The organism is Coprococcus sp. AM97-35 (assembly GCF_027697525.1).
Taxonomy (GTDB): domain Bacteria; phylum Bacillota; class Clostridia; order Lachnospirales; family Lachnospiraceae; genus Allocoprococcus; species Allocoprococcus comes.
Window position 1 is genome coordinate 54,227 of the sequence record NZ_JAQESL010000007.1, and the last position, 22,887, is coordinate 77,113.

Below are 22,887 nucleotides of genomic sequence, written 5' to 3' on the forward strand. Positions count from 1 at the left end.
TTTGTCTTGCTCGGAAGATGGAGCAAGGGAACACTATTCAATTATCTGTTGTACTTTTTCTTTCTGCTGACAACCGTTGTGCCAATGGCTGCACCGCCGCTGATGAACAACAGGGCAATCCACAAAGCAAGGTTGCTTGTATCGCCAGTCTAGGAAAGTTTGGAATCGTCTTTCAGCTTCGCCGTTACGGTGTCGGCTTTTTCCACCGCTTCTTGCTCGGCTTATTTTGTTGCTGGTGTCCTTGGCATACCACTCGTTCATTATGTTGAGGAACGGGGTGAAGTCGTTATCCTGCGGCTTGTCACTGTCCACGCTGTTATTGATTGCAATAAAGCGTATCTGCTTCTTGGGGAACAGAATCTCGGTATAAAAGCCGACCTCAAGATAGTTTCTGCAGAAACGGCTCATATCCTTGACGATAATTGTGCCGATTTTCCCGGCTTCGGCTTCTGCAAGCATTGCCTGAAATCCGGGACGGTTGAAGTTACGCCCTGTGTAACCGTCATTTTTCAAAAGATTGTTTGTAAAAAATTTGTAATTCTAAAAATTCATATAAACTGTAATCTATGTTATTCTATAGAAAAGTAAAAATACTGATGAAGAAAGCAGGAGGAAATTTATGAATATTGAATTAAATATTTTGGATTGGATCCAGACGTTGCATACGCCTTTTCTGGATAAAATCATGGTATTTATCACAAGACTTGGGGATGCAGGAATTATATGGATTGTGTTGAGCATAGTATTGCTTCTGATTCCTAAAACGAGAAAAAGCGGTGCGGTTATGGTGGTTGCTTTAGTAGTAGATGTATTACTTTGCAATATTGTCTTGAAAAATCTTGTAGCACGGACAAGACCATATGATGTGAATACAGGTGTACACCTTCTGGTAGCAAAGCTTCATGATTATTCTTTTCCGTCCGGACATACGGCAGCTTCGTTTGCTTCGGTAACAGCTTTGTACCTGGCAGGTGAAAAGAAGCTTTGGAAATTTGCGCTTGTGCTGGCATGTCTGATCGCAATATCGAGGTTATATCTGTATGTACACTATCCGACAGATGTTCTTGGAGGAATTCTGTTCGGTGTGATTTCAGGATATTTGGGATATCGCAAAGTATTGAAATGAAGATGACCAAAGATTACCGACCGGGAATTATATGGAAGTCAGTTGGTATAAGCATCATTTTACATGAATTTTACAAAAACAGTTCTTTAAGAAGGTAGATATGAAAGCGTATTCAGATGTATAATTAATTCTTAAGCGTAGCTATAAAATATTCAAATTAGCAAAAAGAGATAAGTAGACAAATGAAAAAGAAGCAGTTAAAACCAGAACCATATATGATGAACAGGGAACTGTCATGGTTAAAATTTAATGAGAGGGTATTAAATGAAGCAGGGAATCCGAGAGTACCTTTAGCAGAACGACTTACTTTTGCGTCTATTTATCAATCTAATCTGGATGAATTTTATATGGTGCGGGTAGGTACACTGATGGATCAGATGGAATCATCGGAAGTAGTCCGTGAGAATAAAACCAATATGACCAGCAAAGAGCAGGTAAAAGCGATCATTGATGCAACAAGAGAGCTTGATATAAAGAAAGCAGTTATTTACGAGCAGTTAATGGGAGAATTGGAACCGCAGGGAATCCGGATTATCAATTTCAACAAGCTTTCAGGAAAAGAAGGGGAATTACTGGAAACTTACTTTGATAATGAAATTGCACCATATCTGTCTGCAAATATCATCAGCAAACAGCAGCCGTTTCCATTCTTACAGAATAAAGAGATCTATGCGGTTGCACTGCTTGCAACGAAGGGTGGAAAGACAAAAACTGCGATCATTCCGTGTAGCAATAATGTGTTTAAGCGTCTGATCGATATCCCGACCAGACCGGGAACCTTTATGCTTTCGGAAGAACTGATCCTTCATTTTCTGCCGAAATTATTTAAAAAATATGAAATCAAAGAAAAATCTCTCCTGAGAATTACGAGAAATGCGGATATTGATACAGAAACCATTTATGATGAAGATATGGATTACAGAGACGCCATGGAAAATCTGGTAAAGCAGAGAAAACGTATGAATCCTGTCCGCATGGAATTCTCCAGAAAGATTAACAAAAAGCTGATCGCAGAGATCTGCAAATATATCCATATGGATAAAAACCACGTATTTATGTCGAGAGTACCACTTGATTTATCATTTGTATTTGCAATCCAGAATTATCTGAGAATGCAAGGAGCAGAAAAGGAAAAGCTGTTCTATCAGAAGAGGAGTCCGCGAATGACACCGCAGCTGAAAGAAAAAGAAAGTCTGATCGCACAGATTGAGCAGAAAGATGTTCTGTTATCTTATCCATTTGAAAATATTAAATCATTTACCAACCTGCTTTATGAAGCGGCAAGAGACGATTCTGTAGTGTCCATCAAGATGACCTTGTACCGTCTGGCTGTCCGTAGTCAGGTTGTGGATGCACTGGTTGAAGCGGCAGAAAATGGAAAAGAAGTTGTGGTACTTGTAGAACTTCGAGCAAGATTTGATGAGGAAAGCAATATTGAATACTCCAGAAAGCTGGAAGAAGCCGGATGCCGTGTAATTTATGGTCTGAATGGATTCAAGGTACATTCAAAACTTTGCCTGATCACCAGAAAGACAGATAAAGGTCTGGAATATATTACTCAGATCGGAACCGGTAACTATAATGAAAAGACTTCTACTTTATATACAGACCTGTCACTGATCACAGCAAAGCAGGAAATCGGAAAAGAAGCGGCAGAAGTATTTGCATGTCTGCTGCGCGGTGAGACGATAGAGGAAACGCACATCCTGCTGGTTGCACCGAAATGTCTCCAGAATAAAATACTCGATATGATCGATGAGGAAATACGTCACGCAAAGAACGGGAAAGATGCGTATGTCGGAATCAAGATCAATTCACTGACTGATAAAGTGATCATTGAGAAGCTTGTGGAAGCATCACAGGTGGGTGTGAAGATTGAAATGATCGTCCGTGGAATCTGCTGTATGATTCCTGGTATCAAAGGATACACAGAAAATATTAAAGTAATCAGCATTGTTGGAAGATTTCTGGAGCATTCCCGTATTTATCGTTTCGGAACGCCGGACAGAGAAAAAGTGTATATTGCATCAGCTGATTATATGACGAGAAATACGCTCCGACGTGTGGAGGTTGCAGCTCCGGTTCTGGATGATACGTTGCGTGAAAGACTGGACTGGATGTTTGACACCATGATGAAGGATGATGAAAAAGGAAAAGAACTGACTGCAGACGGCGATTATGTAGATCGTGATATCAATGAAGAAAAGCTGGATTCACAGGAAGTGTTCTATGAGACGGCGTATAAAAATACGGAAAAGAAATAGTAGAGAATATTTGAGCAAAATAAACACAGCTGTAGAAATGATACAGCTGTTATAAAATCAGCAGATACAGTTGACAAAGAGGGACGTTTGTGATATTTTAATTAAGTCGCAAACGTCATATGGGGGATTAGCTCAGTTGGGAGAGCGCCTGCCTTGCAAGCAGGAGGTCACGAGTTCGAATCTCGTATTCTCCACTTTATAAGAAGGGCAGCAGAGAAATCTGCTGCTTTTTTGTGTGCTAAAAAATATATCATCATTTCCATCTTGCAGAGAAAAGAAAAAAAGAGGAAAATAAAATCATAGTAAAACAAGATGGTATGATTACCAGAAAGGAAGATTTTATCATGAAAGAAAATTTAAAAGTACTTATGCTCAACGGAAGCCCGAAAGCAAATGGTAACACAGCCATTGCACTTCGCGAGATGGAAAATGTTTTCAAAGAAAATGGTATAGAAGTAGAAAATATTGTAATCGGAAACCAGGCAGTCCGTGGCTGTATTGCCTGTGGTTCCTGCTACGAAAAAGGCAAATGTGTTTTTGATGATGTGGTGAATGAGATGGCAACCAAATTTGAGGCAGCAGATGGTCTTGTAATCGCAAGTCCGGTGTACTATGCGTCTGCAAATGCAACTCTGATCGCCTGTCTTGACAGACTGTTCTACAGCAGTCATTTTGATAAAACGATGAAAGTGGGAGCAAGCGTTGCCTGTGCAAGACGTGGCGGATGTTCTGCGACATTTGATGAGCTGAACAAATATTTTACCATTTCCGGAATGCCGGTTGCATCCAGCCAGTACTGGAACAGCATCCATGGAGCAGCACCGGGAGAGGCCGAAAAGGATGAGGAAGGAAGGCAGACGATGCGTACACTTGCAAGAAATATGACTTTCCTTATGAAGAGTATTGCACTTGGAAAAGAGCAGTTTGGACTTCCGGAAAAAGAAGCAAAGATTCCGACAAATTTTATTCGGTAGAACAAGTAAAAGGCAGGGATTTGTGAAATATCACGAATCCCTGCCTTTAGAGTTGACAGCCAAATTTTCTTGTTTTATAGTGGAAGTTGCAATTTGGTAGGAAGTATTTAAAAGAGAGGTTTTGGTCATGGCACTTATAAAATCAATCATTATTTTAATTATAGGGTTTGCTCTATTGATGAAAGGAGCAGATTATTTTGTAGAAGGAAGTTCTTCTGTTGCGAAGCAGCTTCATGTTCCATCGATGATCATCGGTATGACCATCGTTGCAATGGGAACCAGCCTTCCGGAATGTGCGGTCAGTGTAACGGCATCCCTGACAGGAAATAACTCACTTGCGGTAAGTAATGTTGTCGGATCGAATATTTTCAACTTGATGGTTGTTTGTGGAGCCTGTGCGTTATTTGCACCTCTTACGATAAAAAAAGATACATTGAAAAAAGAGTTTCCATTATCAATTATCTGTGCGGCCTTGCTGATGGTGCTTGGATATGTCGGGATGCTTTTAGGACATTTAGATGGCGGTGTATTTCTCCTTATTTTTGCAGCTTATCTGATCTGGATGATTGGCTCTGCCAAGAAAGCAAGAGCAGCACACAAGGAAAGTCAGATGATGCGCGAAGAGGGAGAATTAGTAGACGAAGAAATTCAGATCCTGCCACTTTGGAAATGTGCATTATTTATTGTTGGTGGCATGATCGCAATCAAATTTGGCGGTGATTTTGTTGTAGACAGTGCTTCAGCACTTGCAAGCGCATTCGGACTCAGTCAGACACTTATCGGACTTACCATCGTTGCGATGGGAACCAGTCTTCCGGAACTTGTAACATCGATTGTTGCGGCAAGAAAGAATGAAGTGGATATGGCACTCGGAAATGTGATCGGTTCTAATATTTTCAATATCCTGTTGGTACTTGGAGTTGCAGCTGCCATCAGTCCAGTGAAATTTCTTACCGATAATATCATTGATACGGTTGTACTGATTGCGATGAGTCTTGTTGTTCTGGTGTTTGCATGGACTTCAAAAATGATCGACCGAAGAGAAGGCGCTACGATGCTTGGAATGTATGCAGTGTATATGGCATATATTTGCATACGATAAAATAAAAGAATCATAAGGAAAAATGGCTGTGGATGAAACCTGCCCCAAAAGTTAGACCTAAATTCTAACGATTGGAAGTCGGTTCAATCCACAGCTATTTTTATTGGGTCAGTGTACATTCTATTTTATACTTCTATAGAAAAAACATTGACATGTCTAACAAAAAGAGGTATAAAAAACGAGAGAATTTTGCGACAAGGAGAAAGGCATAAGATGGGAAAGTACAATTTTGATGAAGTAATCGACAGACATGGAACGGACTGCCTGAAATATGATTTTGGAATGAAACGAAAGGGAAGAGATGATCTGCTTCCGCTCTGGGTGGCAGACATGGATTTTCGTCTTCCGGATGAAATTCTGGATGAATTCCACAAGAGAATTGACCATGGAATCTTTGGTTATACGGATCCGCTGGATGAATATTTTGCAGCAATGAACCATTGGTTCTCCACACGTTATGGATATACGATCGAACCGGAGTGGGTAACACTTGGTGCTGGGATTGTCTATGCACTTGGAACCAGCGTAAGAGCATTTACCGAAGAGGGAGATGCCATGATGGTGATGCAGCCGGTTTACTATCCATTCAGTGAAGTAATAAAAAATGACGGAAGAAGACTGGTGAACTGCCAGCTTCGCTATGAGAATAACCATTATTCCATCGACTTTGAAAAGATGGAAAAAATGATTCGGGAAGAAGGTGTCAAAGCTCTGATTTTCTGTAATCCCCACAATCCGGTGGGAAGAGTCTGGACAAGAGAAGAATTAGAAAGAGTTGCCCAGGTCTGTTTGAAATACAATGTAATCTGGATGGTAGATGAGATGCACTGTGATTTCATTTTCCCGGGACATACGTTCACAAGCTGTATGAATCTGGACGAAAAGTACCGTCAGATCCTTGCGCTTTACAGCTCCCCTGGAAAGACATTCAATGTAGCAGGATTTCAGCCGGCAAATATCATCATTCCAAATGAAGAGCTGCGGAAGAAATACCAGTGGGCAAATACACAGGCAGCTTACAGCCAGGGAAGTCTGATGGGACAGCTTGCAGTCAAGGTATGTTACACCAAAGGTGCTGAGTGGGTAGATGAACTGGTGCAGTATATTTATGAAAATGTAAAATATATGAGCAAGTTCGTGAAAGAGAATTTCCCGAAAGCGAAGATGGTAGAGCCGGAAGGAACCTATCTGGTATGGGTTGATTTTTCTGGTTATGGTTTTAGTAATGAAGAACTGGAACATCTGATGCTTGAAGAGGCAAAACTGTGGCTGGATTCGGGAATTATCTTCGGACCGGAGACCGCTCAGTTTGAGAGATTCAATGTTGCCTGTCCGCGTGTGACTTTGGAACAGGCACTGACTCAGCTGAAAGACGCACTGGATAAGCATCTGGCAGCAAAATAATATAAAAAGAGGATTGAGAGGGAAAAAAGATGGACAAACAAAAGAAAAATATGGGGGCAGTGGCATTTCTTCCACTAATCGTATTTCTGGTATGTTATGTAGGGTGCGGGATTACATTTACCCTGCTTGGAGCAGACGAACCGTTCGGAAAGTTCCCGCGTCACGTCGCACTTCTTGCAGGGTGTGCGGTAGCACTTCTCCTTAACCGTGGCATTGGTGTACAGGATAAGCTGAATATTATGACAACGAGCATGGGAAATTCAGGAGTTATGATGATCGTTCTGATCTATCTGATGGCCGGCGGATTCCAGGGAGCAGCGGCGGCAATGGGAGGAAAAGACTCAGTTGTAAATCTCTGTCTGCATTTTATTCCTGTGAAACTGTTGGTTCCGGGCGTATTTTTGATGTGCTGTTTTATTTCTACATCAATCGGGACATCCATGGGAACGATTGCTGCAATGGCGCCAATTGCTATTAATGTAGCACAGGGTGCACACCTGAATGTGGCAGTCGTCGGTGCAGCAGTTATCGGAGGCTCATATTTTGGTGATAATCTTTCCATGATTTCAGATACAACTATTTCCGCAGCAGAAGGATGTGGTTCTGAGATGAAAGACAAATTTAAAATGAACTTTTTCATTGCTCTTCCGGCGGCAATTGTGGCAATGATCCTGTACTCGATTTTTGGCGGAGTAGGAAGTGGGGCGATTGAAGCAGGAAGTTACAATATTATTGAAGTTCTTCCGTATTTCATAGTTCTCATTGCGGCACTTATGGGAGTTAATGTTGCGGTAGTCCTTTTTGTCGGAATACTTGCATCCGGTATCATTGGACTTTGTGTCGGAAGCTGTGGATTTTTTGAATGGATCCAGGCAATTGGAAGTGGTATGAGTGATATGTTCAGCATCAGTATCGTTGCCATTCTTGTATCCGGTATCATCGGTCTTGTACGTGAATATGGCGGTGTTGAATGGCTGGTGGGCGCGATCAGCAGCAAGATCAAGAGCAGACGTGGCGCGGAATATGGAATCGGACTGATGTCAGGTATCCTTTCCGCAGCTATGGTAAATAATACGATCGCAATCATTGTTACCTGTCCGATTGCAAAAGAAATCGGGGAAAAATATAAGATCGCACCGAAGAGACTTGCCAGTCTGGTGGATATCTTTGCCTGCGCATTTATTGCACTGATGCCACATGATGGTGGTATGCTGATGATTACGGCACTTGCTGATGTATCACCGCTTAATGTACTGAAATATTCGTTCTATATGTTTGGACTGATTATTGCGACCTGCGTTACGATACAGTTCGGATTGATGGACAAGAAAAATTAGACAGGATGAAATTTAAAATATGAAAGATCTAACAAAAGGAAAACCATCCACACTGATATTGGCTTTTGCGCTGCCGATCTTTTTCGCAAATCTTCTGCAGCTTACATACAGTCTTGTGGATACCAGAATTGTCGGAACTTTTTTAGGGGAGGATGCGCTGGCAGCAGTCGGCGCGACCTCAACCTTAAGCAATCTGATCATTGGATTTTTGCAAGGGCTTTCCGGAGGTTTTGCAATCATCACAGCACAGAAATTCGGGGCAAAAGACTATAAAGATGTAAAAAAATCATTTGCCATGTCACTACTTATAGGAACAGGAATTGCGTTATTTTTTACAATATTCGGTCTGTTATTTTTGCAGCCGATCTTAAAAATGCTGAATGTTCCTGCGAACCTTCTGGAAACAGCTAAAAGTTATATTTTCATAATTATCGCGGGACTTGTGGTAACTTATCTTTATGATGCCTGTGCGGCAGCGCTTCGTTCACTGGGAGACAGCGTGACACCACTTGTGATCCTGGCAATATCGGTTATCTTAAATATTATCGGAGATTTATTCTTTGTTGTAATATTAAAAAGTGGTGTAAAAGGTGCGGCAATCGCAACGGTACTTGCACAGTCGATTGCATTTATTGTTTGCTGGATTTATATGATAAAGCGATATGAACTTTTGAGGCTTGGTCGGGAAGATTTTAAAAACCCGAGTTCTGCAATGGTGAAAAATATGCTGAGTGCCGGTTTGTCTATGGGTTTTATGAGTTCTCTGGTCAATATTGGTTCTCTGACTTTGCAGACAGCGATCAATAAACTTGGAAGAGATTATATCGTGGCGCAGACAGCGGCAAGAAAGCTGACAGAAATGTTTATGCTTATGTTTGGCGTGTTTGGAAATACAATGGCAACCTATTGTGGGCAGAATCTGGGAGCGGGAAAGATAGACCGGATCAAAAGAGGAATCTGGCTTTCTATTTTATACACCTGTATCTGGTGTACATTTGCTATTATTGCAAGCTATACGATTGGAGATAAGCTTGTCTATCTGGTAACCGGAACAGATAATAAAAATGTAATTGAAAATGCAACCCGATACCTGAAGTTTGATACACTGTTCTACTATGTGACAGCGGTGATCTGTATTGTGCGAAATGCGATGCAGGGACTGGATGACCATATTACACCGATCGTATCAAGTACACTTGAGATGCTTGGAAAAATTGTGATCGCATTTACACTGGTTCCACATCTTGGATACACGGGGGTTATCATTGCGGAGCCGATTGTGTGGTTTGTTATGGTGATTCCGCTGATCGTGCAGATTTTCCGGATGCCGGTGCTGAAGCAGACAAGCCTTTCTTGACACTGTTCATACGCCTGTGCTAGAATAGGCTTGTTTAGAAAAATAAATACAGATGCGTAAGGTGTCAATCAGACGGAATGTCTGGATTGGTGAAAAGGGAAACAGGTGCAAGTCCTGTATGAACTCGTCACCGTAATTTGCAAGCTTAGGCTGTCATACCACTGGGAGACCGGGAAGGAAAGCCACAAGCGTCTGAGCAATCAGTCGGGAGACCTGCCTTTCGCAGTACAGGAACGGAAAGTTCATGCCACGAGTAACTGGCAGTACGAAAGATAGAAACTTCAGACTGATTTTGCGAGGGCAAAATGTCAGTTTCTTTTTTGTACGCCCTCGTTAAATTTAGATACGGGGGATTTTTTTGTTTACAAAAAATATGCTGTAAAGTGTAATGAATATCATTCCGATTCCTGAAAGTATGACAAAAAAGTCAGGGAGGATCAAGATGAAGAAACGAGTATTAGTAGCATTACTGGCAACAGCACTTACGGTGTCTATGATGACTGGATGTGGAAGCAAGAAGACAGAGGACACTTCTTCTACAAAGACAGAAGAAACATCCGAAGACAGCGATCAGGAGGCAGCAGACAAAGTGGCAAAGCTGATCGATGACATTTATGTACAGGAAAGAACAGACAAGACAGATGAACAGTGTAAGGCTGCAAAAGAAGCCTGGGATAAGCTTACTGATGCACAGAAAGAACTGGTAGAAGGCGAGAACGCTGATCCGGATTATTTTGGAAGGGATACAGGCGATGCATCGAAAGATGATCCGCTGAACGAAGATAACATCGGAGAAAATGAAATTCTGGTTGTAAGCTTTGGTACATCTTTTAATGACAGCCGTGCAGAGGATATCGGTGGTGTGGAAAAAGCACTTCAGGCAGCATATCCGGACTGGTCTGTAAGAAGAGCATTTACAGCACAGATCATCATCAACCATGTACAGGCCCGTGATGATGAGAAGATCGACAATATGGATCAGGCACTGGAAAGAGCAGTCGACAACGGGGTTAAGAACCTGGTCGTACAGCCGACACATCTGATGCATGGTGCCGAGTATGATGAACTGACAGAAGCAGTTGAGAACTACAAAGATAAATTTGAATCTGTAAAAATTGCAGAACCACTTCTCGGTGAAGTCGGAGCGGATGAAACAGCGATCAATGAGGATAAAGCAGCTGTTGCAGAAGCAATTACAGCAGAAGCTGTAAAGACAGCTGGATTTGACAGCCTGGATGCGGCAAAAGAAGAGGGAACCGCATTTGTATTTATGGGACATGGAACTTCACACACAGCAAAGATCAGCTATTCTCAGATGCAGACACAGATGGAACAGCTTGGTTATGAGAATGTATTTATCGGAACTGTAGAAGGCGAACCGGAAGATACCGCTTGTGAAGCAGTAATTGAAAAGCTCAAAAATGCAGGATACAAGAAAGTAATCCTTCGTCCACTGATGGTTGTAGCAGGAGATCATGCAAACAACGATATGGCAGGCGATGATGACGATTCTTGGAAGAGCCAGTTTGAAGCATCTGGAGTATTTGACAGTATTGATACACAGATTGCAGGTCTTGGTGAGATCGATGCGATCCAGCAGCTTTATGTGGCACATACACAGGCTGCAATTGATGCAGAATAAATAAAAAAAGAGGGATTTATAAGATGAAAAAGAAACTGTTAGTATTGGTATTATCTGCTGTAATGGCAGTGGGAATGATGAGCGGATGCGGTGCAAAATCAGACACATCAGATACGAAAGCAAAGACAGCAGAAAGCTCTTCTGCTAAAGAAGAGGAAACAGAGGAACAGACAGAGTGTGAGCTTGAAGACGGAACCTACACAGCAGAGTTCAAGACTGACAGCGGAATGTTTCATGTAAATGAAGCGAATGACGGAAAAGGAACACTCACCGTAAAAGACGGAAAGATGACGATTCATGTCAGTCTGGTTTCTAAGAATATCGTCAACCTGTTTGAAGGAACATCCGAAGATGCACAGAAAGATGGTGCAGAACTTCTGGAACCTACAACAGATACGGTAACCTATAGCGACGGTGCAACAGAAGAAGTTTATGGATTTGATATTCCGGTTCCTGAACTGGATAAAGAATTTGATGTGGCTCTGATCGGAAAAAAAGGAGTCTGGTATGATCATAAGGTAAGTGTGACCAATCCGGTGAAAGTCGAAGAATAATTGAAGATAAGTGAAAGGACTGTTTCCCTGAGAAATGGGAAATGGTCCTTTTTTTGCTTGGGCATGAACTGGATAACACTATACTTTTATATGTCAGATAGTGTATACTAGGCAGTGGAAGATCATACAAAAGAGAGAATGTTTTGTATATAAAAACTAAAATGTGGAGAGGAAGTTAAAATACGATGTACTACGTACCAGATGGCACAAAAGAGTGTGGATTTTATGAATGTAAAAAATGTGGGAACCGTTTCTTATCCTTACAGACAATGAACCGGCTCCCATGTCCGGAATGTGAGGCAGAGATCGACTATGAGATCGGACCAGACGAATCCATGGAAGATGCTCTGGACACGGCAGAATTACTGGAAAAGATCATCGGTGAAGAAGAAGTAGAGAAAATGGATGGACTTCTGAGTCTTGCAATTACTGGTGGAGACTGTAACTGGATTTAATTTTCGGTTAAAAGTGTTGAATGGGTGGTTAGGAAAAACAAACGAAGTGTGTTATAATAGAAATATGAGTAAAAGAGGGAGAAAATAGATGGATATTCATGATTTGAAAATATTTCTGATGATCGCACAGGAAGGCAGTGTTTCCGGAAACACGTACAGGAATGTCTGCAAAAGATTCGCTCAGGAGAGATTACACGATAAGAAAAAAGTTGCTAAGAAGTAACGAAAAGTTGCAGGCGAGTCACAAACTATACAGAATGCATGAAAAAGCAGAGTATAGCTTGTGACTTTTTTGTCGACAATTATATAAAAATAGAGAATAACTATAATAATGGAATATTTATAGAAATAATGAATTTGAATAAAATGCACAAAAGAATATAATAGTAATACATGGATGTTGGCGGAATATACAAATAATCGCGCCGGCACAAATACAATTTTACAGGAGGTTTTGAAAATGAATATCGGAGTAACAGAAATCAGTCCAAGAGAAGTGCAGAGAAAGGCAGAAAAGTGTTTTAAAGACGGATACTATTGCTGTGAAGCTTTGGTAAGTACGATTCGTGATGAATTTAAACTGGATGTACCGAAAGAAGTTGTAGCTATGGCATCCGGAATGGCAGTAGGAGCAGGAAAATCAGGATGTGTCTGCGGTGCATTTAACGGAGGAATTCTTGCACTTGGAATGTTCTTTGGACGTACCGAGCAGGATGGACCGACTAACCCGAAGAGTATCAAATGTATGGAGCTTACACACGAACTTCATGACTGGTTCAAGAAGGCAAATGGTAAAAATGCGATCTGCTGCAGAGTTCTTACGAAAGAATTTAATATGGGACAAGGTGAACATAAAGAGCAGTGTATATATTTTACAGGACTTTGTGCATGGAAGGTCGCACAGATTGTCTGTCGTGAACTTGGAATCAAAAACTTAGATGAAATTGATGAACCATGCGAAAGAAGAAAAATTGCAGATATTTAAATGAAGTGGTAACGACAGCCGCTTGATGAGAGAAAGGGAAAGAAACAATGAAAGACGTAATTAAGAAAGTACCGATTCCGCTTTGTGGAGTCATGCTTGGCGCGGCAGCACTTGGAAATTTACTTCAGAGCTATTCAGAAGGAATCCGTTATGTATGCGGTATATTCGCAGCATTTCTTCTGATACTGGTGCTTTTGAAGCTGATCATGTTCCCGGGAGCAGTGAAAGAAGATATGGGAAATCCGATCATGGCAAGCGTATCAGGAACATTTCCGATGGCACTCATGATTCTCAGCACTTATGTAAAACCGTTTATCGGAAAGGCAGCTTATTACATATGGCTTCTGGCAATCATTCTTCACATCATTCTGATCATATACTTTACGGTGAAGTTTGTTCTGAAACTTCAGATGCCGAAAGTATTTGCAAGCTATTATATTGTATATGTAGGAATCGCTGTAGCGGCTGTTACAGCACCGGCTTATGAGCAGCTTGGAATCGGAACCGCAGCATTCTGGTTTGGATTTGTAACACTGATCGTACTTCTTGTATTTGTAACCTATCGTTATGTAAAGTTCAAAGAAGTACCGGATCCGGCGAAACCGCTGATTTGTATTTATGCGGCGCCGACCAGTCTGTGTATCGCAGGATATGTGCAGTCGGTAACACCAAAATCTTATGGTTTCCTGATGGCAATGTTCGTAGTTGCAACGGTTATTTATATTTTTGCCCTGGTAAAAGCAGCAGGCTATCTGAAGATGCCATTCTTCCCAAGCTATGCAGCTTTCACATTCCCGTTTGTTATCAGTGCGATCGCAACGAAACAGACGATGGCCTGTGCAGCAAATATGGGACATCCGATGCCATTCCTCAAATATATTGTTTTGATTGAGACAATCATTGCAGTGGTACTGGTGGTATATACTTATATCCGCTTTATGGGGGCTATTTTCGGAGGAAAGAAATAAAAGATTTGACCGGACAGATAAAAAAGGGTAAACTTAAATTTATCAAGAATATGTCGGATGAGGGACGCCCTAGACACCGCAAGGGGCCGAAGAAGCAAAGCGTAAGGTAACATCTTCCTTTCGTGGAAACTGACAGGCAAAAAGGAAGGCGACCTGACGAATCTTTGGAGAGTGTGCAAAGAGAGCACCACCTACGAGGCTAGAACCAACTGGTAAAAGGACAGAGAAAACAGATGAACGATTTATTTCGTGCGTCTGTTTTTCTGTCCTTTTTATATGGGCACTTATATGAGATGGGATTGTTAGCAGGGGTACGTGGTGGCATACAAAAGTAATATCCGAGGAAGAAGGGAAAGGGCATTTTTTGAATAAAATTTGACAGAAGAAAAGGAAAAGCAGGAGGAAAAAAGATGAGAATGATGCTTGTGGGAGCCGGTGCTGTCGGTGAAAGTATTTTAAAAGTAATGCGGTGGAGAGACCCAAAGGGAGAATGGCTGAAATATGTGCTGGTCTGCGACTATGATCTGAAAAGGGCAGAGGAAGTTGTCGGTATGATGAAGGGGGATTCCCGTTTTGAAGCCTCTAAGATCGACGCGACAAATACAGAGAAAATGGCAGAACTGATCCGGGAGCATAAGATTGATTTTGTGATGGATGCAGCACCACCTTTTGCAAGTAATATGATTTTTGACGCTGCATTTAAAACGGGTGCAGATTACGGAAGCATGGGAACCTGGTCGGTTCCGATGGAAGATCCGGCTTACGGACTTGGTATTGAGAACAGCTATACTGAACCGATGACAAAATACAATTTTGACCGTCATGAAGCCTGGAAGAAGCAGGGGAATATGGCTGTGATCTGTATGGGAATCGATCCGGGTGTTGTAAATGTATTTGCAAAATACGCGGCGACAGAGCTTTTGGATGAAATAACAGAAGTTCATGTAAAAGACGGCGGAAATTTGTCTGTTCCGGGTGCAGATCCGGATGACATTATGTTTGGATTCAACGTGTGGACCGTGTTGGATGAGGTAATGAACCCGAATGTTGAGTATGATAAGGAGAAGGGCGGATTTATCGTAGAAAAAGCATTTGCAGGGCAGGAAATCTATGAGATGCCGGAAGGAGTAGGAAAGAATACCCTGGTAAAGGTAGAGCATGAGGAAGTTGTGACGATGGCACGCTACTTAAGCCAGTATGGATTGAAAAAGGCAACCTTCAAGATCAGTCTTGATGAGAATCTGATCACGGCACTTAAGGTGCTGGATAAGCTGGGACTTCGCAGTATCAAGCCGGTGCAGGTAGGGGATGTGAAGGTAGTTCCAAGAGATGTGGTTGCAGCCTGCGCACCGCAGCCAAAAGATATCGGAGATGAGATGACCGGAAAAATGCTGGTCGGAGTACAGTGTATCGGAAAGAAAGACGGAAAGGAAAAAGAATACTTCCTGTATCAGCCATTTGATAATCAGGAGTCTATCGAAAGATGGGGAACCCAGGCTGTTACCGCCCAGACAGGATTTGGAGCAGCACTTGCACTGGAGCTGATCGGAAGAGGAATCTGGAAAGAAGCTGGGGTCTATGCACCGGAATATTTTGATCCGAAACCATACCTTGAATTAATGAAAGAAAGTGGTTATAAATACGGAATTATAGAGAAATAATCTGGATGCGCTCAGAGATGGTCTGAGAAAATAAACAAAATAAAGTTACGCGCAAAACGGTACAAAGTCATAGAAGAATTTTGTGCCGTTTTGTGTGTGACAGGAAATCAGATCAGCTTACACTCTTTGGCCCATTTGGTGACAAAGGTAAGAAACTTATCAAGTGCAGGAGAGAGTTCAGGTGTATCCAGATAGGCTACGGACAGATTCCTGCGGAAGTGTTCGGTAAAGGAACGGACACAGACGTTGAATGGAATATTATGAAGCAGAAGTTTGGGAAGTACAGTGATGCCAAAGCCCTGTTCCACCATTTTAATCGCGGTATAGTCTTCATTGATCCGAAATCTTACGTTAGGCGTGATATGGTTTAATCGGAATAATTTTCCGGTTTCATAATCAAAATCATCGGCGGAGAGAACAAAATCCTGTCCGTCAATATCGGCAAAAGATACCGTCAGCTGATCGGCAAGAGGATGGTCCAGGGAAGTAACCAGAACCAGTTCGTCGGTGCCGACAGGCAGATTTGGGAAATCCTTTGCGACATATTGCGAAACAAAGATACAGTCCAGTTCTTTTTTGCGAAGCTTTTCCGTCAGGTTCTGAAATCCGTCAACATAGAGCCGAAAGGTGATATTCGGGTATTCGGCAGAAAAATTTTTCAGTACTCCGGGGAGCCAGTTATAGGCAATGCTCTGCACCGTTCCGATGCGGATAAAGCCACTGTCCAGATTATTGATATTTGATACAATCTGATTGATCCGTGTATTGGCGGAGCGGATATGCATAAGCTCCTCAAAGATGGGTTCTGTTCCGGGAAGCGCTTCCATTCCGTTTTTTGAACGCTTGAACAGCTTAAGACCAATCTCTTTTTCATAATTGCGAATGGTCTGGCTGACAGCTGATTGTGTGTAGTTGTGTTTTTGAGCAGCTTTTGAGATGCTCTGATTCTCATAGACATCAAGAATCACATCGTATTTAGACATGATGAAACCTCCCGTGGTGTTGATAAACAATGCTCTTTTACTATCTTACTTAATATAAGGAAGATAATCAATATCCGTGGGATTTTATTATAAATTTGTAACTGTTCAGAGCCAAGCAAAATTTCATAAAACGGGTGTAAAATGCTTGCATTTATAAGACTGTTTTTGAAATTTTATTTGGCGGATACGCCACACCGACGAAATGTGTAGCATTTTGGAGGTTGGCTCTGAACAGTTACATAAATTTTTTTAAAATCAAACATAAGAAAAAGTGAAAATATAAGCGCAAATCAAAGAGTTAACAATGTATTAAGAAAAAGTGAAGTCTGATATCAGTTTTACAGACTTTTCAATGACCGGAAACTGGAATAGCATAGAAGCAGGGGAATGAAATTCAAAGGAGTTTAAGTGTATTATGAATTAAAGGAGAAGAATAATGGGATACAATTACTGGAACGGAACAGAAGCGGCACACCGCCGTGTTATGATGAAGGCGGCAGGATATTCGGATGAAGATATCCGTCAGAAACCGCATATCGGAATACCGAATTCTTACATGGCAGGTTCTCCCGGAACTGCGCATCTTCGCCAGGTGACAGAAGCTGTAAAAGAGGGAATCTGGGCAGCAGGAGGAATCCCGGTAGAATTCGGAATCCCGGCTACTTGCGGAAATGTGGCAAATGGTGCGGATGAGATGAAGTATGAGCAGGTGGGAAGAGATATCGTGGCAATGTCCATCGAATTTGTATCCAGAATACATAATTTCGATGCGATCTGCTGTGTGGCATCCTGTGATCTGATCATTGCCGGATGTTATCTGGCAGCGTGCAGATTGGATATTCCGGCTCTGGTAGTGACCGGGGGATCAATGCAGGCCGGAAATTACTGTGGTAAGACAGTTGTAGAGGCAGATCTGGATGCGGCAAGATTCTCAGGTGCTTCCGAAGCTGAGTTATTTGAAATGGAAGAAAGCGTCTGCCCGTCTTTCGGTGCATGCCCTTCTATGGGAACAGCCAATACGATGCAGATGTTAGGTGAGGTATTGAACCTTGTTATGCCGGGAACATCTACGATTCCTGCATCAGATAATGCAAGACTTCGTGCTGCAAGAACAGCAGGAAAATACATGGTACAGCTTGCCAGATCCGGAAAGACACCAAAAGATCTGATCACCAAAGATGTTCTGGAAAATGCGATCATGTTTGATATGGCAGTTGCAGGATCAACCAATGCGGTACTGCATATCCTGGCATATGCATATGAACTTGGTATCAAGCTTACACTGGCAGATTTTGAAAAGTATGCGAAGGAAATTTACTGCATCAATGCAGTGATTCCAAGCGGACCGTATACAGTTGTAGATTTTCATTATGCCGGCGGTGTAAAGCAGGTCATGAAGCAGCTTGCCGGTAAAATCCATACCGATGCGCCGACGATTTACGGGGATACAACTTGGGGTGAACTCCTCGATTCTGTGAAAAGCGCGCCAAATAAAGTCATTCATTCGCTGGAAGATCCTGTAGCAAAAGAACCGGGACTTAAAATCATGCGGGGAAATATTTCTCCGGCAGGGGCGATCGTACGTCCGACAGCAGTATATGAAGAAGTAAAATACATCAAAGGTGCGGCAAAAGTGTATGAATGCGATCAGGATGCATATAGAGCCATTATGGCAGGCGAGATTGTTGCGGGGGACATTCTTGTTATCCGCTATGAAGGCTGTAAAGGAGCACCGGGTATGAAAGAGCTGATGCTTAGTATCGATGCGCTGATCGGACTTGGACTTGATAAAAAGGTCGGGCTTATCACAGACGCGCGTTTCTCCGGATTCAACTACGGAGCAATCGTCGGACATGTTTCTCCGGAAGCTTATGACGGCGGTGTGATCGCTTTGATCGAAAATGGTGATGAAATTGAGATGGACATTGCAGGGGGAACCGTCAATCTTCTCGTATCCGATGAGATTTTAGCAGAAAGAAGAAAATCCTGGGTACGTCCGCCGCTTAAGCAGCAGAAGGGTGTTTTAAATATTTACGCACAGAACTGCAGACCGGCAGAAGAAGGCGGTGCAATGCAGCCATGGGCACTGGATGCAGACTACGGATATCATCACGAATAAAAGTATTGGTATGGATAAGGAGAGAACGGGTATGTTATTGCTTTCAAAAGAGGATATTAAAAGTGTAATTACAATGAAAGATATGATCGAAGCGGATAAGCAGGCATTTAAGATGGTTGTCGATGGTACGGTAGATACACCGCTTCGTACAGTCATCAATGGAAAATATGACGGCGCATTTCTGTTTATGCCGGCCTATGCTCCGGAATTAGATGCAGCAGCCATGAAGGTGATCAACATTTTTCCACACAATATCGATAACAATCTGATGACATCACCGGCGCAGACCATGCTGATCGACGGAAAGACGGGATATGTGATCGCGATGCTGGATGGAACTTATGTGACACAGCTTCGTACGGGGGCTTCTTCCGGTGCAGCATTCGATCTGCTTGGAAAAAAGGAATGTAAAAAAGGTGCAATGATCGGTACAGGGGGACAGGCAGCAGCTCAGCTTGAGGCAATGCTCGCAGCAAGAAAGCTGGAAGAAGTAAAGATCTTTGACCTGAATGAAGAAAGATGCAAAGCATTTGCCGAAGGAATGCAGAAGGAACTGGCTAAATACGGTGCAACAATCATACCGGCCAAGGATTCGGATGACTGTATCGAAGATGCAGATCTGATCATCACAGTGACGCCTTCGGCAAAACCGGTATTTGACGGAACAAAGGTAAAAGCCGGTGCAACCATCAGCTGCGTAGGTACCTATGAACCGCACAAGCATGAGCTGGATCCGGCGGTTTTACCGAGAGCATCTAAGATCATCTGTGATTCAAAAGAGGCGGCACTTTCAGAAACGGGGGATCTTCTGATTCCGATCGCAGACGGAATCATTACAGAAGAGGATGTGCTTGGAAGTCTTGGAGATGTGATCAATGGAAAGATCAAAGGACGTGAAAATGACGAAGAAATTATCGTATATGAAACTGTAGGAGTTGCTGCGCAGGATCTGGTAGCAGCAAAAGTGATTTATGATAAGGCGGTAGAAGCCGGAAAAGGACTTCGCTGGGGAGAATAATCTAAAAAGAGGATGTAAATACAAAAAACACGGAATATTTCCGTGTTTTTTGTATTTTAAAGAATAGCTTTGTGATAAGATAAACGAGAACAATAATTTAAAGAAAAGGAAACAAGAGAAATGCTAACTACATGGATTCAGGCAGTATACCAATTTTTATGGGGAGATCTTTTAAGGATACCACTTCCGGGAGGCTCCTCTTTTGGTGTGTCACTGCTTATTATTTTGCTGATTCCCACAGGAATCTATTTTACGATCAGAACAAGATTTTTGCCGGTTCGTCTTTTTGGAGATATGGTTCGCGCGCTTACCGGGAAAAAGAAGGAAGATGGCAGTCTGTCGACTTTTCAGACACTGATCGTCTCAACTGCAACAAGAGTCGGAATGGGAAATCTGGTAGGAGTAGTCGCTGCCGTTTCCGCAGGCGGTGCCGGTGCGGTATTCTGGATGTGGATCACAGCAGTCATCGGTTCTTCAACTGCATTTATCGAGGCAACGCTTGCACAGCTTTATAAAGAGAAAGATCCGCTTTACGGAGGCTACCGCGGAGGTCCGGCATATTATATGCATCATTATGTAGAGAGACGGACAGGAAAGACAAAGAAACATGTCTGTATTGCGGTGCTCTTTGCAATCTCAGGGCTTATCTGCTGGGCCGGGATCAGTCAGGTGATCAGTAATTCGGTTGCATCTTCTTTTGAAAATGCATTTGGGATTCCGCCAATTTTAACGACGGTGATTCTGGTAGCCGTTGCGGCAGTGATCGTACTGCGAAAAAATGCCACAGTAAAGGTGTTGGATATTCTGGTTCCAATCATGGCAGTCTGCTATTTTGTGATTACGATAGTCATTATCTTATTGAATATCCGAAGCCTTCCGGGTGTATTTGAGCGGATTCTCCAGGAAGCGTTTGGGATCCGTCAGGCAGCAGCCGGAGGGTTCGGAGCAGTTCTTATGAATGGTGTAAAAAGAGGGTTATTTTCCAACGAAGCGGGTTCGGGATCAGCACCATGCGCAGCTGCGGCTGCAGAATGTGATACGCCTGTAAAAGCAGGATTTATACAGGCATTGGGTGTATTTATAGATACAATTGTGATCTGCAGCTGTACGGCGATGATCATGCTTCTTGTACCGGAAAAGATGATAGCAGGACTGGAAGGAATGGAGCTTTTGCAGACAGCAATGAATTATCATCTCGGTAAATTTGGCGTGATCTTTATTGCGGTTACGTTGTTCCTTTTCAGCTTTTCAACGTTTCTTGGAATCCTGTTTTATGCAAGAGGAAATGTGGCATATCTTTTAGGGGATAAGTGGTGCTGGCAGACAGCATATAAAATCCTCGCACTTGTGATGCTCTTTATCGGAGGAATTGCGGCTTATCATATTGTATGGGATCTTGGCGATGTGGGAATCGGACTTATGACGATTTTTAATATTGTGACTTTGTATCCTATGGGTGGAGAGGCACTGGAGGAATTGAGGAAGTACGAAAAAAATAAACAGTAGGAGGAACTGGAGAGTGTCAAAAGATGAATATTTAATTACAGATGCGCCTCTTAAAGCATTAACTGTTTTTGCAATGCCTATGATTTTAGGCAGCTTTTTTCAACAAGTATATAATATGGCTGATTCTATTATCGTAGGTCAGTTTGTTGGTTCGTCTGCACTGGCGGCAGTCGGTGCCTGCGCCGCGCTTACGAATGTCTTCATTTGTATAGCATTGGGTGCCGGTGTAGGTGCAGGAGTGCTCGTGAGCCGTTATTTTGGAGCCAGAGATTATAGTAAAATGAAAACAATCGTGTCAACATCATTGATCAGCTTCCTGATTCTAAGCGTACTTCTGGGTGTATTTGGCTTTTGTTTTTCCCATTCGATGATGAGTTTATTACAGACACCTGCTGATATACTGGATGAAGCAGTACTGTACCTTCGTGTTTATTTTGTGGGATTTCCGTTTCTGTTTATGTATAACATCCTTTCAACGATGTTTACCTCGATCGGTGAATCAAAGATCCCATTGGGACTGTTGATATTTTCTTCTATTTTGAATATTTTTATGGATCTCTGGATGGTGGCCGGACTTGGTTTGGGGGTATTTGGTGCAGCTCTTGCAACCCTCATTGCGCAGGGGATTTCGGCAGTGTTTTCACTTTTGATTTTCTTTAGCCGGATGCGTCGATATAAAAGTCATTTTGACTGGTTTGATGGGAAGGAATTGCATTCCATGCTTCGGATCGCTGTGCCATCTGTTCTTCAGCAGTCTACAGTGTCAATTGGCATGATGATCGTACAGGCAGTTGTAAATCCATTCGGTACACAGGCACTTGCCGGTTATTCGGCAACGATGCGGGTAGAGAACGTTTTTTCACTGATCTTTGTATCCATTGGAAATGCAGTTTCACCGTATGTTTCCCAGAATTTTGGCGCAAAGAAAATGGAACGTATCAAAAAAGGATATCATGCGGCACTGGTGTTGGATTTATGTTTTGCAGTTCTTGCTTTTATAGTCATTGAAACGCTGCATACCCAGATTTCCTCGTTATTCCTGGGGAAAGACGGAACCGCCCTGGCATATCAGGTGTCCGGGGATTATATGAGATGGCTTGGTTACTTTTTCATTTTTATGGGTATCAAGATGGCAACAGATGGAGTCCTCCGTGGACTTGGTGTCATGCGCCCGTTTCTCGTTGCCAATATGGTAAACCTTGCAATCCGCCTGGCAGTTGCTTTGATTTTTGCACCTCGTTTTGGTATCGAATTTGTCTGGCTTGCCGTACCGGCTGGCTGGTTTGCCAATTTTGTGATTTCCTATGTGGCACTTAGAAAATCGTGGCCAACTGATAAAGCGGCTTCAGTTTGCTAACTGTCTGTTTATTCCGGAAATAGAATTACCCGCACCAACGGTGCGGGTAATAGCATAAGTCAGCAAGAATATAAA

General features: G+C 42.5%; 19 protein-coding genes, 1 tRNA gene, 1 pseudogene and 1 riboswitch. Of the genes and pseudogenes, 19 read left to right on the forward strand and 2 right to left on the reverse strand.

Features of this window, described 5'->3' with window-relative positions; translation table 11 throughout:
• Window positions 1-210: 210 nt before the first annotated feature.
• Window positions 211-507: pseudogene (locus tag PG840_RS07685) on the reverse strand (recombinase family protein); the annotation flags it as partial.
• Between the two features lie 112 nt (window positions 508-619).
• Here PG840_RS07685 and PG840_RS07690 point away from each other — a divergent pair.
• The 15 genes from PG840_RS07690 to PG840_RS07760 all read left to right on the forward strand — a co-directional run bounded on the left by PG840_RS07690 (window position 620) and on the right by PG840_RS07760 (window position 15,829).
• A complete protein-coding gene (locus PG840_RS07690) occupies window positions 620-1,126 on the forward strand; it encodes a phosphatase PAP2 family protein (RefSeq protein WP_270205457.1) in 507 nt (168 codons plus the stop codon).
• A gap of 182 nt (window positions 1,127-1,308) precedes the next feature.
• A complete protein-coding gene (gene ppk1, locus PG840_RS07695; RefSeq protein ID WP_270613475.1) occupies window positions 1,309-3,390 on the forward strand; it encodes a polyphosphate kinase 1 in 2,082 nt (693 codons plus the stop codon).
• A gap of 121 nt (window positions 3,391-3,511) precedes the next feature.
• Window positions 3,512-3,584, forward strand: a tRNA-Ala gene (locus PG840_RS07700).
• Window positions 3,585-3,734: 150 nt separating this feature from the next.
• On the forward strand, window positions 3,735-4,364 hold the full coding sequence (locus PG840_RS07705) for a flavodoxin family protein (protein ID WP_008368790.1): 630 nt from the start codon (window positions 3,735-3,737) through the stop codon (window positions 4,362-4,364).
• Window positions 4,365-4,491: 127 nt separating this feature from the next.
• On the forward strand, window positions 4,492-5,466 hold the full coding sequence (locus tag PG840_RS07710) for a calcium/sodium antiporter (protein WP_008368789.1): 975 nt from the start codon (window positions 4,492-4,494) through the stop codon (window positions 5,464-5,466).
• A gap of 213 nt (window positions 5,467-5,679) precedes the next feature.
• A complete protein-coding gene (locus tag PG840_RS07715) occupies window positions 5,680-6,870 on the forward strand; it encodes a MalY/PatB family protein (RefSeq protein ID WP_117835202.1) in 1,191 nt (396 codons plus the stop codon).
• Window positions 6,871-6,899: 29 nt separating this feature from the next.
• Entirely contained in the window at window positions 6,900-8,207 is a 1,308-nt protein-coding gene (locus tag PG840_RS07720) for a Na+/H+ antiporter NhaC family protein (RefSeq protein ID WP_270613476.1), read from the forward strand.
• Window positions 8,208-8,226: 19 nt separating this feature from the next.
• Entirely contained in the window at window positions 8,227-9,564 is a 1,338-nt protein-coding gene (locus PG840_RS07725; RefSeq protein WP_173825922.1) for an MATE family efflux transporter, read from the forward strand.
• Between the two features lie 42 nt (window positions 9,565-9,606).
• Window positions 9,607-9,799, forward strand: a riboswitch (cobalamin riboswitch).
• A 207-nt stretch (window positions 9,800-10,006) separates the two neighbouring features.
• Window positions 10,007-11,206 (forward strand): sirohydrochlorin cobaltochelatase, encoded by a 1,200-nt coding sequence (locus PG840_RS07730; RefSeq protein WP_022220057.1) that lies wholly within the window; start codon window positions 10,007-10,009, stop codon window positions 11,204-11,206.
• 23 nt (window positions 11,207-11,229) lie between these two features.
• Window positions 11,230-11,760 carry a hypothetical protein gene (locus tag PG840_RS07735; RefSeq protein WP_118198603.1) on the forward strand — a complete coding sequence of 177 codons (531 nt, stop codon included), beginning with the start codon at window positions 11,230-11,232 and terminating at the stop codon, window positions 11,758-11,760.
• A 185-nt stretch (window positions 11,761-11,945) separates the two neighbouring features.
• Complete coding sequence (locus PG840_RS07740) at window positions 11,946-12,215, forward strand: hypothetical protein (protein ID WP_270613477.1); 270 nt, start codon at window positions 11,946-11,948, stop codon at window positions 12,213-12,215.
• 88 nt (window positions 12,216-12,303) lie between these two features.
• The gene (locus PG840_RS07745) at window positions 12,304-12,438 is read left to right on the forward strand and encodes a hypothetical protein (RefSeq protein ID WP_270613478.1); all 135 of its coding nucleotides are present in this window, start codon (window positions 12,304-12,306) and stop codon (window positions 12,436-12,438) included.
• A 237-nt stretch (window positions 12,439-12,675) separates the two neighbouring features.
• Window positions 12,676-13,200 carry a C-GCAxxG-C-C family protein gene (locus tag PG840_RS07750; RefSeq protein WP_022220060.1) on the forward strand — a complete coding sequence of 175 codons (525 nt, stop codon included), beginning with the start codon at window positions 12,676-12,678 and terminating at the stop codon, window positions 13,198-13,200.
• Window positions 13,201-13,247: 47 nt separating this feature from the next.
• Entirely contained in the window at window positions 13,248-14,168 is a 921-nt protein-coding gene (locus tag PG840_RS07755) for a TDT family transporter (RefSeq protein ID WP_117835212.1), read from the forward strand.
• 410 nt (window positions 14,169-14,578) lie between these two features.
• Window positions 14,579-15,829, forward strand: coding sequence for a saccharopine dehydrogenase family protein (locus tag PG840_RS07760; RefSeq protein WP_270613479.1), 1,251 nt, complete (start codon window positions 14,579-14,581; stop codon window positions 15,827-15,829).
• 107 nt (window positions 15,830-15,936) lie between these two features.
• On the opposite strand, the gene PG840_RS07765 is transcribed toward PG840_RS07760, so the two are convergent.
• The gene (locus tag PG840_RS07765) at window positions 15,937-16,812 is read right to left on the reverse strand and encodes a LysR family transcriptional regulator (protein WP_117557860.1); all 876 of its coding nucleotides are present in this window, start codon (window positions 16,810-16,812) and stop codon (window positions 15,937-15,939) included.
• A 436-nt stretch (window positions 16,813-17,248) separates the two neighbouring features.
• On the opposite strand from PG840_RS07765, the gene ilvD reads away from it, so the two are divergent.
• The 4 genes from ilvD (at window position 17,249) to PG840_RS07785 (ending at window position 22,812) form a co-directional block, all read left to right on the forward strand.
• Window positions 17,249-18,931, forward strand: a complete 1,683-nt coding sequence (gene ilvD, locus PG840_RS07770; RefSeq protein WP_008368759.1) for a dihydroxy-acid dehydratase — start codon at window positions 17,249-17,251, stop codon at window positions 18,929-18,931.
• Window positions 18,932-18,962: 31 nt separating this feature from the next.
• Entirely contained in the window at window positions 18,963-19,949 is a 987-nt protein-coding gene (locus PG840_RS07775; protein WP_195250713.1) for an ornithine cyclodeaminase family protein, read from the forward strand.
• A gap of 120 nt (window positions 19,950-20,069) precedes the next feature.
• Window positions 20,070-21,455 carry an alanine/glycine:cation symporter family protein gene (locus tag PG840_RS07780; RefSeq protein WP_195250712.1) on the forward strand — a complete coding sequence of 462 codons (1,386 nt, stop codon included), beginning with the start codon at window positions 20,070-20,072 and terminating at the stop codon, window positions 21,453-21,455.
• Between the two features lie 13 nt (window positions 21,456-21,468).
• Window positions 21,469-22,812, forward strand: a complete 1,344-nt coding sequence (locus PG840_RS07785) for an MATE family efflux transporter (protein ID WP_270613480.1) — start codon at window positions 21,469-21,471, stop codon at window positions 22,810-22,812.
• Window positions 22,813-22,887 lie beyond the last annotated feature (75 nt).

What these genes read in the sequence shown, in the direction of transcription:
- PG840_RS07725 (WP_173825922.1), top strand. Translation starts at nt 8,227, where the DNA reads ATGAAAGATCTAACAAAAGGAAAACCATCCACACTGATATTGGCTTTT.
- PG840_RS07705 (WP_008368790.1), top strand. Translation starts at nt 3,735, where the DNA reads ATGAAAGAAAATTTAAAAGTACTTATGCTCAACGGAAGCCCGAAAGCA.
- PG840_RS07710 (WP_008368789.1), top strand. Translation starts at nt 4,492, where the DNA reads ATGGCACTTATAAAATCAATCATTATTTTAATTATAGGGTTTGCTCTA.
- ppk1 (WP_270613475.1), top strand. Translation starts at nt 1,309, where the DNA reads ATGAAAAAGAAGCAGTTAAAACCAGAACCATATATGATGAACAGGGAA.
- PG840_RS07775 (WP_195250713.1), top strand. Translation starts at nt 18,963, where the DNA reads ATGTTATTGCTTTCAAAAGAGGATATTAAAAGTGTAATTACAATGAAA.
- PG840_RS07760 (WP_270613479.1), top strand. Translation starts at nt 14,579, where the DNA reads ATGAGAATGATGCTTGTGGGAGCCGGTGCTGTCGGTGAAAGTATTTTA.
- PG840_RS07745 (WP_270613478.1), top strand. Translation starts at nt 12,304, where the DNA reads ATGGATATTCATGATTTGAAAATATTTCTGATGATCGCACAGGAAGGC.
- PG840_RS07750 (WP_022220060.1), top strand. Translation starts at nt 12,676, where the DNA reads ATGAATATCGGAGTAACAGAAATCAGTCCAAGAGAAGTGCAGAGAAAG.
- PG840_RS07690 (WP_270205457.1), top strand. Translation starts at nt 620, where the DNA reads ATGAATATTGAATTAAATATTTTGGATTGGATCCAGACGTTGCATACG.
- PG840_RS07730 (WP_022220057.1), top strand. Translation starts at nt 10,007, where the DNA reads ATGAAGAAACGAGTATTAGTAGCATTACTGGCAACAGCACTTACGGTG.
- PG840_RS07740 (WP_270613477.1), top strand. Translation starts at nt 11,946, where the DNA reads ATGTACTACGTACCAGATGGCACAAAAGAGTGTGGATTTTATGAATGT.
- PG840_RS07720 (WP_270613476.1), top strand. Translation starts at nt 6,900, where the DNA reads ATGGACAAACAAAAGAAAAATATGGGGGCAGTGGCATTTCTTCCACTA.
- PG840_RS07765 (WP_117557860.1), bottom strand. Translation starts at nt 16,812, where the DNA reads ATGTCTAAATACGATGTGATTCTTGATGTCTATGAGAATCAGAGCATC.
- PG840_RS07715 (WP_117835202.1), top strand. Translation starts at nt 5,680, where the DNA reads ATGGGAAAGTACAATTTTGATGAAGTAATCGACAGACATGGAACGGAC.
- PG840_RS07735 (WP_118198603.1), top strand. Translation starts at nt 11,230, where the DNA reads ATGAAAAAGAAACTGTTAGTATTGGTATTATCTGCTGTAATGGCAGTG.
- ilvD (WP_008368759.1), top strand. Translation starts at nt 17,249, where the DNA reads ATGGGATACAATTACTGGAACGGAACAGAAGCGGCACACCGCCGTGTT.
- PG840_RS07755 (WP_117835212.1), top strand. Translation starts at nt 13,248, where the DNA reads ATGAAAGACGTAATTAAGAAAGTACCGATTCCGCTTTGTGGAGTCATG.
- PG840_RS07780 (WP_195250712.1), top strand. Translation starts at nt 20,070, where the DNA reads ATGCTAACTACATGGATTCAGGCAGTATACCAATTTTTATGGGGAGAT.